The sequence below is a fragment of the Ruegeria sp. YTSC230 genome (assembly GCF_059609665.1).
The window spans coordinates 166065-177638 of the sequence record NZ_JBXWMC010000005.1; the positions used below are offsets into that span (position 1 = coordinate 166065).

Sequence of the window (11574 nt, forward strand, 5' to 3'; positions counted from 1 at the left end):
TGAACCTGAGCATTAGTCGAACCCTAACGCATTGGCAGCTTTATGAAGGTGCTCGGGGCTATAAGGTACGCGGCGTCGCATTCCAAAGCTTTCACCAAAGCCGAGACGCGATCCAATGCCACCTTGGAACTAGCCGCAAAGCGGATGGTAGAAAGGTTCCGGAGCTTTCAATCCAGACCGGACCATTTGATGTCTACCAACCACTTTTTTGCGGCCAAAATAGACGCTCGCCCAGTTTGGTCGACATGTGACAACAGCCATACATCGCGGGCGACCGGATTTGTCTGATCATCAAGTAAGAGGGCGCGGAGCCTTTTGTCGCCATCTGCGATTAACGATGGCAGCAGTGTTTTCCCTAGACCGTTTGCCGTCGCTTCCAGTGCGGTTTCGACGTCCGCCACCCGGATATTGGCACGCCGCGTGCTTGAAGCAGAGATCGTTTTCTCAAGCCATTTGGCCTGCGGCAAGCTGGCGTTGGCATCATCATAGGTGATCCAGCCGAGATTTTCCGCGTCATCTGCTGAGATCTTTCGATCTACATATACGCCAAATTGCAGCTCACCCAGTTTCTGGGCTTTAATGCGAAAGCCACCTTCGTATGGGCGGGCAAACCGCAGGGCCAGATCAGCCTCACGCCTAGAAAGGTCCAGATTGTCCGAGCTTGGAAACAGCTCGATCGTCAATTGAGGGTGCAACCCGGCAATCACGTCAATTTGGGGTACGAGAACGCGATTGATGATGATCGGCACAGAGGTGATCCGAACGACTCCTGACACGTGATCTGCCGTCCTGTCTGCACGTAATTGCAGCGCCCGGTTCGCGGACTCCATGGTTTCAACGTAGCTGAGAATGTCCAAGGCAGCATCGGTGGGTTCATATCGTCCCGCAGCGCTGCTTAGAAACAGGGATAGGCCAAGATCAGATTCAAGCGCCTTGACCCTGCGTGCCACTGTTGTTTCGTTCACCCCGGTCGCCTGTGCGGCGGCTTTTAGCTTGCCGCCGCGAAACAGGGCCAGGAAATATCTGAGATCATCCCAGTTTGTGCTCTGCATTTCTGCAGACTAGACTGGCAGATTATCCAATTCAATCGGCGAAAATGCTGTGCATAGATGATGGTGTTCCAAATAGGAGAACAGCTTATGAATTTCATCATTCTCTTCGAAGATGCACCGCAGGCCGACCCTGACATCCGTAAAAACCATATGGCGCAGCATCTAAGTTTCCTTGAACGTCACGCAAGTAAGATTGAAGCGGCCGGTCCGTTGTCAGATCCCGAAAGACAAGGGCGCGATGGGCTTTGGCTGGTCGATGTGGACTTAATAGAAGACGCAGAAAGTCTGATCAGAGAAGATCCTTTCTGGGAGACAGGTTTACGTGCGTCATACTCAATAATCCCCTGGAGGCTGGTTTTTTCGGCAGGGTCGCGACTAATCTAGAAACTGTATTGCTTTCGGCGACCAAGAAGAACAGTCGCCGAATAGCCCAACAGCAAAGATGGATTTTATCGACCTTTCTCGGCGCTGCACGAACGGTGGCCCCCGGAATTGTCACATCATAATTTTCGCAAATAGGCCCAGGACACATATCCCTTGAGCTGACGCGCGCGATCAAGCGACACACGGCACCAACGAGTGCCACCAGTTTGTTCGCAACTGTGAACTCGCAGGGCGGTTCCATTTGGAAGCCCAACGATAACGATATACCCTGTTCCCGGCCCAGCACGCATTTTCAGCATGTCACCCTCTTCGACACCAAAAACCTCGTATCGTCCAAGTGAGGCCGCTTTTGCAGCCTCAGTGGTCATAAAAATCCCCAGAACAAATACTGCCAGGTGAAAGAAAATTGCGTTGCGCATCGGTTTTTCCTGCTTGTTGCCTCGGACATCATCTTAACGAACCGGATCGACGAGCGGAACGATTCCAAGCAATAACTTTAGGACGCCGACCGGCATCCAAAGTGTGCTCAGCCTGAAATAGCGCGTCGTAAGGGCAAAACGGAAGTTTGGTTTACGGATGTTCTCCCGGCACTTGGCCTTCGGCTGCGTTGGTTCAAAACCTGTATGGGTTGTCCTCATCCGCTCGCCGGACGCGCAGCGTCCGAATGCATGGCTGACGCAGGTCCTCACCTACATTGGGGGTATCGGTCGGACTTCATCGCCTAGCTTCAGGACTTTCCACGCCCGGTAGTGGCTTGATCAGCAGGCCTCCATGCCGGTGAGACTGGGTTCGAGGTTTTCAAGAATTCTACTGCCGGATCTCGGTATAATCGTATTGAAGAAGGTTTCGCCCGGCATTCAGAAATTGAACTGGGTACAGTGATTAAACAAAACCGGTAAATTTCCAAAGCGGTACCTTGAAACCTGGGCGGCAATTGTATACCGGTGCATACAAATGCGATCGAGCGGGTTGCCCGACGCCTCTCAACAGCAGCAGATTCACACAAAGCGGAAACAGCCATGAGCCAGTATTCAGACTACTTGGATGAAATTGAAACGCGCAAAGAACAAGGACTTAGCCCGAAACCCATCGACGATGGTGCGCTGGTCGAGGAAATCATCGAACAAATCAAGGATACTGGTCATCCGCATCGCGCAGATTCGCTGCACCACCTGATTTACAACACGTTGCCCGGAACAACCAGTGCTGCGGGTGCGAAGGCAACGTTCCTGAAGTCCATCATCGTCGGCGAGGTAACTGTTGAGGAAATCTCGCCGGAATTCGCGTTCGAACTTCTGTCCCACATGAAGGGCGGACCGTCGGTTGACGTGCTTTTGGATGTTGCATTGGGCGACAAGCAGGACACAGCGGTTCAGGCGGGTGAGGTTCTGAAAACTCAGGTATTCCTGTACGAGGCTGACACAGACCGCCTGAAAGCTGCCTATGAGGCGGGCAACAAGATCGCTGCGGATCTCCTTGAGAGCTACTCCAAAGCCGAATTTTTTACCAAGCTGCCCGACGTGGACGAAGAAATCCAAGTTGTCACATATATTGCAGCCGAGGGTGACATCTCCACTGACCTTCTGTCGCCAGGCAATCAGGCGCATTCGCGTTCCGACCGCGAGCTGCATGGCAAATGCCTGATTTCCGAGGCCGCACAAAAAGAGATTGAAGCGTTGAAGTTGCAGCACCCCGACAGGCGCGTGATGCTGGTTGCGGAAAAAGGCACTATGGGCGTTGGTTCGTCGCGGATGTCGGGGGTCAACAACGTGGCGCTTTGGACCGGCAAGCAAGCCAGCCCGTACGTGCCTTTCGTCAATTTTGCACCTGTCGTGGCCGGCACAAACGGCATTTCGCCCATCTTTCTGACAACCGTGGGCGTGACCGGCGGTATCGGTGTCGACCTGAAGAATTGGGTCAAGAAAGTGGACGAGGATGGTAAGGCTATCATCAACAACGTTGGCAACCCGATCTTGGAACAGCGCTATTCGGTTGAGACCGGCACCGTGCTGACCATCAACACGAAAAAGAAAAAGCTCTATAGCGCGGATGGCAGTGAAGAATTGGTCGACATGGCCGGCTCATTCACCCCGCAAAAGATGGAGTTCATGAAAGCTGGCGGCTCTTATGCCATCGTCTTTGGCAAGAAACTGCAGACATTTGCGTGTGAGACGCTGGGCATCGAACTGAAATCGGCCTTCGCCCCGGCGAAGGAAGTCAGCCATGAAGGTCAGGGGCTGACGGCTGTCGAAAAGATCTTTAATGCAAATGCGCGCGGAGCGACCCCGGGCAAAGTGTTACATGCCGGCTCAGACGTGCGCGCCAAAGTCAATATCGTGGGCTCTCAGGACACCACCGGTCTGATGACCAGTCAGGAGCTTGAGGCTATGGCCGCCACCGTCCTGTCGCCCAGTGTCGATGGTGCCTATCAATCTGGCTGTCATACTGCCTCGGTCTGGGACCTCAAGGCGCAGGCCAACACCCCGCGCCTGATGGCGTTCATGCACAAGTTCGGTCTGATCACCGCGCGTGATCCCAAAGGCGTGTACCACGCGATGACAGACGTCATTCATAAGGTGCTCAACGACATCACGGTGGATGACTGGGCCATCATCATCGGCGGCGACAGCCACACGCGGATGTCCAAAGGCGTAGCCTTTGGTGCGGACTCGGGCACGGTTGCGCTGGCGCTGGCCACGGGTGAGGCGACAATGCCTATCCCGGAATCCGTCAAGGTGACGTTCAAGGGCGAAATGGCACCGCACATGGATTTCCGCGACGTGGTGCACGCGACGCAGGCGCAGATGCTGGCGCAACACGGCGACAATGTATTCCAGGGTCGCATCATCGAAGTGCATATCGGTACGCTGCTGGCGGATCAGGCCTTTACCTTCACCGACTGGACGGCCGAGATGAAGGCCAAGGCGTCGATCTGTATCTCGAACGACGATACGCTGATTGAATCGCTGGAAATCGCCAAGTCGCGGATCAAGATCATGATCGAGAAAGGCATGGACAACGATGTTCAAATGCTGCAGGGCCTGATCGACATCGCCGACAAACGTATCGCCGAAATTCGCTCGGGTGAAAAACTGGCCCTGCGCCCTGATGACAACGCCAAGTACTTTGCCGAAGTCGTTGTGGATCTGGATCAGATCGTCGAACCGATGATCGCCGACCCCGATGTGAACAATGCCGACGTGTCTAAGCGCTATACCCACGACACGATCCGCCCGATCTCGTACTACGCTGCTGAAAAGAAGGTTGATCTGGGCTTTGTGGGCTCCTGCATGGTGCATAAGGGCGATATCAAGATCGTGGCCCAGATGTTGCGCAATCTCGAAGACGAGTATGGCAAAGTCGAGTTCAAAGCCCCGCTTGTTGTTGCCGCACCGACCTACAACATCGTTGATGAGCTGAAAGAAGAAGGTGATTGGGCAATTCTGCAGAAGTATTCGGGCTTTGAATTCGATGACCTCTTCCCCAAGCAAACCGCACGGACCGAGTACGAGAATATCCTCTATCTTGAGCGCCCGGGCTGTAACCTTTGCATGGGCAACCAGGAAAAAGCTGCCAAAGGCGACACCGTTCTGGCCACGTCCACCCGTCTGTTCCAAGGCCGTGTTGTAGCGGACAGTGAGACAAAGAAGGGTGAATCCCTTCTGGGTTCAACCCCGGTTGTTGTTCTGTCAGCCATTCTGGGTCGTACGCCGACGCTGGAGGAATATAAGGTTGCGGTCGAAGGCATCGACCTGACCAAATTTGCACCACCGATGGAAGTTCCCGGTACTGCCCGTTCTGTGCATTTCTAGTACAATAGGGGGCGCGGCGAATGTTGCCGCGCCCGTTTTACCCCAACTTGGCCGAAGCTTGGTAAAAACGGCGCATTACAATGGGGGTCAGGTACATCGGGATCTGATAGGCCCCGATGAACACCAAAAGTGGCGATGTCACCTCGGGTGGTAACGCAATCAGGAAAATCGCGACATTCCGGTTTCCGGCGACAATGGACAATGCGGTGGCTTTTTCGGCAGCCACTCGGTTGCGTGTCAGAAAATACATCACCAGTTGCGCGCCGAAATTGGCCAGGCATGCGAACCCCACCCAAAAGGCCGCAAGCCCGGGATCAACAAGCGCAGTCGCGGTCACGGACGGCATCAAGCCGATCACAAAGACAGCGAGGGTGATCGTTGCCAACCCTTCAAGATTTTTGAGGGTAGTATGTGACGGGTTTCTCAGAAACGCGAGGCGCAACAACACGGCGGCAACAGTCGCCCCCGCAATTGTCAAAAACAGGCGCAAGACGGCGATCAGAACGGATTGAAAGTCTCCCAACTCGGGTATCAGAACGAAGATGGGAAACACGGTCAACGGCAATACGGCGGTCCCGATCACCATCAGGCGCATGGCGTGTTCTGCCGGATGTCCCATCATCAGGCACATATTGGCACTTCCCGAGATGGACGGAGCCGCGGCCATGACCAGCAGCGACAGAAAGACTGGCGTGCCGGTCCACCGACCGATTATGCCAATAGTCACAACTAGTAGCGGCAAAACCAGCTGGAACGCGATCACTGTACTTGCCACCTGGCGCAAATCGACCAATGACCCCAACAACAAAGAAGGCTCAATTCTAAGGACCGTCAGAAACAGCAGCAGTGCGACAAGCGGCGGCAAGACCGCCTGCATCGGCTCGGCCAGCGCGGGCAGCAGCAATCCGGCGGCCAGCCCTGCGACAAGAACATAAGGACCGTTACGCGCCGCCAGATGAAGTGGGTTCAATGCCCCCTACCCGCCCGGGCTTTGCCTAAGGTTTTCCGGCAGCCATGTGGCCAGTTCCGGGAACCAGATCAAGACGAAGACCATCACCACCATGATCAGAAACATCGGAATTGCCGCGCGGGCGATATAGCTCATCTCATGGTTCGTCATGCCTTGCATCACAAACAGGTTGAAGCCTATCGGCGGCGTGATCTGCGCCATTTCAACGACAACCACGATAAAGATACCGAACCAAATGAGGTCGATACCTGCATCCCGGATCATCGGTTCCACCACGGCCATGGTCAAAACAACCGAGGAAATGCCGTCAAGAAAACAGCCCAGAATGATGTAAAAGACCAGCAGAACCATCAAAAGCTCAAACCGAGTCAGCTCCCACCCTGCGATCAGATCAGCCAGGCCCCGCGGCAGACCCGTGAACCCCATGGACAGAGACAGGAACGCAGCCCCAGCAAGGATCAGGGCGATCATCGCACTGGTTCGGGTGGCCCCCATCAGGCTTTCGGTGAAGGTCTTCCAGGTCAGCGACCCCTGTCCCGCTGCGAGCAGCAGACCACCGATCACGCCAAAGGCGGCTGCTTCGGTCGCGGTGGCATAGCCCAGATACATCGAGCCGATCACCACCATGATCAGCAGGATTACGGGCAACAAGAAGCGAGAGTTCTTGAGTTTTTCAGAAAAGCTCAGCTTATCTTCGCTGTTTGGGTTCCAGTCTTTCCCGAGCTTCGAATAAATTGCGACATATCCCATAAACATCGTCGCAAGCACCAATCCGGGCAGGATGCCCGCGAAGAACAGTTTGGTGATCGATTCATTGATGGTCACGCCATACACAATCAGCGTCAATGACGGTGGGATCATCAGGCCCAGTGTTGCCGCGCCGGTCAGTGTACCGATGATCATCCGTTCGGGGTAATTGCGCTTACGCAGTTCAGGGATCGACATCTTGCCAACCGTCGTCAGTGTTGCCGCCGACGATCCGGATACGGCGGCAAAGACTGTGCAGCCCACGATATTGGTGTGCACCAATCCACCGGGCAAAGGTGCCATCCACGGCGACAGACCTTTGAACATGTCCTCGGATAATCGCGTTCGATACAGGATTTCACCCATCCAGATGAACATCGGCAGAGCTGTCAGGGTCCAGGACGAGGACGCCGACCAGATGGTGGTGATCATCACGTCGCCGACGGGCCGTGTCGTGAACAGCTCCATTCCGACCCAGGCAACGCCCATAAGCGCCAGACCGACCCAGACACCGGTGCCCAACAGGGTGAAAAGAACAAAGAGGAAGAGGATGATGACAGACAGATTTTCCATGCGCTTATTCCCCGTGGCTCTGATCGGCCAGATCACGGACGATACGGTGATTGCCTCGGAAGAGGACGTGGACCAGATGATCGGTCAGGGCGATTGCAAGAATGACCCCGCCGATCAGCATCGCAGACTGCGGAATCCACAGCGCGGTTTTGTCCTGACCCTGACTGATATCGTTGAACTTCCAGCTCCAATAGACAAAACGATAGGCATACCAGCAAAAGTACCACATCACCGCGGCACCCACGGAAAAACACCATATTTCGAGGATGCGGCGAACCCGATCGGGAACCGCATTGAGCAGGATCGACACACGTATGTGGCTGCCTCGGTTCAGCGCATTGGCAAAGGCCAGGAAGGACGCGGCGGCCATGGCATAGCCGGCGTAATCAGGGGCGCCGGGAAAAACCTCACCGGTCCAGCGGGCCAGCATTTGCACAACGATCAGCAGCAAAATGGCGATCAGGCTAAGCGCTGCCAGAACCCCTGCTGCCTGATAGATGAAATCCAATACGGACCTGAGCCCTCGTAGTGCCGCCATGCTGTCCCCACTATTAGTTATTCTATGGAAACGGGCGGCGGGTTGATCCGCCGCCCATCTCTGGCCAATTACTGAGACGAATTGAACGCATCGACGATGGCCTTGCCCTCGTCACCTGCGGCCTCAAGCCACTCATTGGTCATAGTGACACCGATCTCTTTCAACTCGTTGGTCATCTGCTCGGACGCCGGACCGACTGTCATGCCTCCATCACGCAGACCTTGCAGGGTAAAGCCGGTGTATTCCTTGGCGCGCCAATTGCCGGCATATTCGGCAAGCTCTGCACAGCCCTTGATGACGTTCTTGTTGGCATCAGAAACGCCAGCCCAGATGTCTGAGTTGACCATGACGTAGTTGCGCGGCAGCCACGCGTCCACCTCGTAGAAATAATTCAGGCTTTCCCATACTTTGCGGTCATACCCGGTCGATCCCGACGACACCATCGAGTCTGCGACACCAGTGGCAAAAGCCTGGCTGATTTCTGCAGCCTCGATTGTCACAGGCAACATGCCGGTCAGTTCCGCCAAACGCGACGTGGCATTGTTATAGGACCGGAACTTGATGCCTTCCATGTCGGCGACCGAGTTCACCTCGTCTTTAAAGTACAGCCCTTGCGGCGGCCACGGCACGGCATAGAGCAACGTCAAGTTCTGTTCAGCCAGCAGATTTTCGATCGAGGGTCTTGCCGCCTCCCATAGCTTGGCGCTGTCATCGAACGACGTTGCCAGGAATGGGATCGAGTCGAACCCGAAAAGTGCGTTTTCGTTTTGGTGACCGGACAGCAGGCGCTCACCAATTGGGGCTTGCCCGGTTTGAATGGCACGTTTGATGTCGGCGCCTTTGAACAGCGACCCGGACGGATGAGTAACGATTTCAATCTCGCCCCCAGTGCCTGTGGTCACGCATTTGGCAAATTCCGCACCCGTGGCCGAGTGGAAGTTCGACGCCGAATACGCCATGGGCATATCCCATTTCTCGGCCATCGCCGGTGCGGTTGCTGCGGCTGTCAAAGCGGTTGCCGCCAGAAGGCTTGTCAATTTCTTCATCTTTTTCTCCCTGTTTAATTTTGTTTGCCGGCTTGTGTTACCGGACATTTCTTAAGTCGCGTAGCGAGACGGCGCATAGACGCTCATGTCTGCGTTTGGGGTCCTGCCCGCGATCATCTGCGCGAGCAGACGTCCTGTTTTTGGCCCGCCTGTCAGACCGATATGATGGTGGCCAAACCCCATAAATGCTCCGTCAATTCCCGGCACTTCGCCGATGATCGGGATCGAGTCCGCCGGTGCGGGCCGGTGCCCCATCCATTCTACTTCGTCCTTCCATGTCACGCCCGGAAAGGCCGCCCGGGCATTCTTGCGCATCAGTTCGAACGGCGCCCTTGAAGGCGGCGCGTCCAGCCCGCCGAATTCGACAATCCCGGCCAGCCGAATGCGGCCATCCATCGGCGTGGCGACGAACTTGCCCGAAGCAACCATAACCGGACTTTTTGGCATCGCGGAAGGTTCCACCAATTCAAGATGATAACCACGTTCTGTCTCCAGAGGAACAGAAACGCCCAATTTGCTGGCCAGAGGCCCGGACCAGACGCCCGCAGTGACAATGGCAGTGTCACAAGCAATTGTCTCACCAGCGGTCCGCACGCCGGTGACCTTGCCGTTATCGTGTACGACATCTTCAACAGCAGCACGGATGACCCTGCCGCCGTTGGCCTCGACATGTGCGGCGAGGTCTTTCACGTACCGCCCAGGATCGGTGATGTGTCCGTGATCAGAAAGCTTGGCAGCAAACCCGATATCTTTGCTGTAGATCGGGTCGTAGGCGTGGAACGCGGCACCCTCTAGTTCTTCCCACTTGAACCCGTGCTTGCGCCGAACACCCCAACCAAAGGCATCGCCTTCGAAATGCTGGCGGTTTTCGTACAGGAACAGGTAGTCGGATGGCATAATCCATTTCTCAGCCGCCGTACCCTGAGCCAGCGCCTGATGATCGTTTAGGCTGTCTCCGACAATGGGGGTTAGCGCGGCCGCGATACGTTCGACGTCACCTGCGTTTGCGTGTTTCAGATAGCGCGTCAACCACGGCAAGAGCTTGGGTACATAGCCCCATTTCATGAACAGAGGTTGCGACGGGTCAAACAGCATCCTTGGCGCTTTCTTAAGCAGCCCCGGCACTGTGACCGGAATGATCGAGCAAGAAGCCAGCACACCGCCATTGCCATGCGAAGTGCCCTCTCCGGGGCCGGCCTTGTCGATCAAGATAACATCATGTCCGTCACGTTGCAGCCAGACGGCGGTTGAGACACCAACTATACCGGCACCGATGATGGCAATTGTCTTTTTTTCGCTCATGCCGCCACCGCTTTAGAAACAGCATAGTGGTTCAGCTTTGCCTCGTCTGGCTTCCCTCCAAGACCCGGTGTGTCAGGGACTATGACCTGGCCCCTTTTCACCTCGAAAGGCTCCTCAAGAATGTCTTCTGCCAAGAAATAAGAGGCCTGATAAAACTCGCAGCCCAGCGTGACTTCCGGTGTGGCGGCGATCATGTGAGTGCCTGCCATATGTGCCAGGCCTGCCTCGAACATATCTCCGCCATAAGCACTCAGGCCGTGTGCGGCGGCCATGCGAGCGACCGTTTGCCCGCGCGTCAATCCTCCGGATTTCATGATTTTGACCGAGACACCGTCGCAGATCCCTTCGCTTGCAGCCCGCTCCATGTCCTCGGGGCCAAAGACGCTTTCATCAGCGAGTAGCGGCACATCCGTCATTTGCCGCAGCTTCGCCATCATGCCGTAGTGATGTGCGCGTACCGGTTGTTCGATGAAATCGGGATTGAACGATGCCACGTCCCGCACCTGCGCCGGAGCGTCCTCGATTGACAGGCCTTGATTGTAATCAACACGCACTGAGAACTGTGGGTAATGCTTCGCCAAATACTCAAGGCGCATGATATCAAAAGCATGATCCTTGAACCCAGTCTTCAACTTCACGATCCTCACGCCGTCGTCCTCCAATCGGGCCAGAAGATCTATATCCTGCGCAAAATCGGGGTTAGCGATGGAGCAGCTTAGCGGGATCGCGTCGCGGCATTTCCCTCCCAACAAGGCCCAGACCGGAACGGCGCTGATCCTACCCGTCAAGTCAAGCAATGCTGCTTCCAACGCCGCTTTAGCCTCGGTGCAATGCGCCACCGCATATGAAGCACGCTCCATGATGGCGGCTCTATCAGCAACCCTCGCCCCCATGACCAACGGACGGAGGTAGCGATTCAGGGCGGCGTATGTCGCTTCGGGCGTTCCGGTGAATACCGACCATGGTGAGGCTTCGCCATATCCGTGGCTACCATCCTCGGACGTCAGGCGAAGGACAACGACCTCGCACACGCCTTCGACAGATCCAATGCCGTGGTCCCGGCGGGATGTGACGGGCAGTTCAAGGTGCCACAGGTCGTAGCCGATGATTTTTTGTGACAGATCGACCATTCGTCCTCCCCAGCGGTAGG

The 11574-nt window shown here is 55.7% G+C and carries 10 protein-coding genes; 2 read left to right on the forward strand and 8 right to left on the reverse strand.

Annotation, left to right across the window (positions count from 1 at the left end; all coding sequences use genetic code 11):
• Nucleotides 1–167 precede the first annotated feature (167 nt).
• Nucleotides 168–1052, reverse strand: a complete 885-nt coding sequence (locus AC2FD9_RS11785) for a LysR family transcriptional regulator (protein WP_496836995.1) — start codon at nucleotides 1050–1052, stop codon at nucleotides 168–170.
• An 87-nt stretch (nucleotides 1053–1139) separates the two neighbouring features.
• Between AC2FD9_RS11785 and AC2FD9_RS11790 the strand changes: the two genes are divergently transcribed.
• Nucleotides 1140–1436 (forward strand): YciI family protein, encoded by a 297-nt coding sequence (locus AC2FD9_RS11790; protein WP_282169515.1) that lies wholly within the window; start codon nucleotides 1140–1142, stop codon nucleotides 1434–1436.
• 116 nt (nucleotides 1437–1552) lie between these two features.
• On the opposite strand, the gene AC2FD9_RS11795 is transcribed toward AC2FD9_RS11790, so the two are convergent.
• Nucleotides 1553–1804, reverse strand: coding sequence for an SH3 domain-containing protein (locus AC2FD9_RS11795; RefSeq protein ID WP_282152170.1), 252 nt, complete (start codon nucleotides 1802–1804; stop codon nucleotides 1553–1555).
• Between the two features lie 651 nt (nucleotides 1805–2455).
• Between AC2FD9_RS11795 and AC2FD9_RS11800 the strand changes: the two genes are divergently transcribed.
• Nucleotides 2456–5248, forward strand: a complete 2793-nt coding sequence (locus AC2FD9_RS11800; RefSeq protein WP_496836996.1) for a bifunctional aconitate hydratase 2/2-methylisocitrate dehydratase — start codon at nucleotides 2456–2458, stop codon at nucleotides 5246–5248.
• Nucleotides 5249–5285: 37 nt separating this feature from the next.
• On the opposite strand, the gene AC2FD9_RS11805 is transcribed toward AC2FD9_RS11800, so the two are convergent.
• The 6 genes from AC2FD9_RS11805 to AC2FD9_RS11830 all read right to left on the reverse strand — a co-directional run bounded on the left by AC2FD9_RS11805 (nucleotide 5286) and on the right by AC2FD9_RS11830 (nucleotide 11554).
• Entirely contained in the window at nucleotides 5286–6218 is a 933-nt protein-coding gene (locus AC2FD9_RS11805; protein ID WP_496836998.1) for a hypothetical protein, read from the reverse strand.
• A 6-nt stretch (nucleotides 6219–6224) separates the two neighbouring features.
• A complete protein-coding gene (locus AC2FD9_RS11810) occupies nucleotides 6225–7538 on the reverse strand; it encodes a TRAP transporter large permease (RefSeq protein WP_282119406.1) in 1314 nt (437 codons plus the stop codon).
• A 4-nt stretch (nucleotides 7539–7542) separates the two neighbouring features.
• Nucleotides 7543–8076: a TRAP transporter small permease gene (locus tag AC2FD9_RS11815; RefSeq protein WP_058272118.1), complete on the reverse strand. Its 534-nt coding sequence runs from the start codon at nucleotides 8074–8076 to the stop codon at nucleotides 7543–7545.
• Between the two features lie 68 nt (nucleotides 8077–8144).
• Complete coding sequence (locus AC2FD9_RS11820) at nucleotides 8145–9122, reverse strand: TRAP transporter substrate-binding protein (RefSeq protein ID WP_496697866.1); 978 nt, start codon at nucleotides 9120–9122, stop codon at nucleotides 8145–8147.
• 51 nt (nucleotides 9123–9173) lie between these two features.
• Nucleotides 9174–10424 carry an NAD(P)/FAD-dependent oxidoreductase gene (locus tag AC2FD9_RS11825; RefSeq protein WP_496837000.1) on the reverse strand — a complete coding sequence of 417 codons (1251 nt, stop codon included), beginning with the start codon at nucleotides 10422–10424 and terminating at the stop codon, nucleotides 9174–9176.
• A complete protein-coding gene (locus tag AC2FD9_RS11830; RefSeq protein ID WP_496755957.1) occupies nucleotides 10421–11554 on the reverse strand; it encodes an enolase C-terminal domain-like protein in 1134 nt (377 codons plus the stop codon). Before AC2FD9_RS11830 ends, AC2FD9_RS11825 begins: the two co-directional genes overlap by 4 nt.
• Nucleotides 11555–11574: the final 20 nt, after the last annotated feature.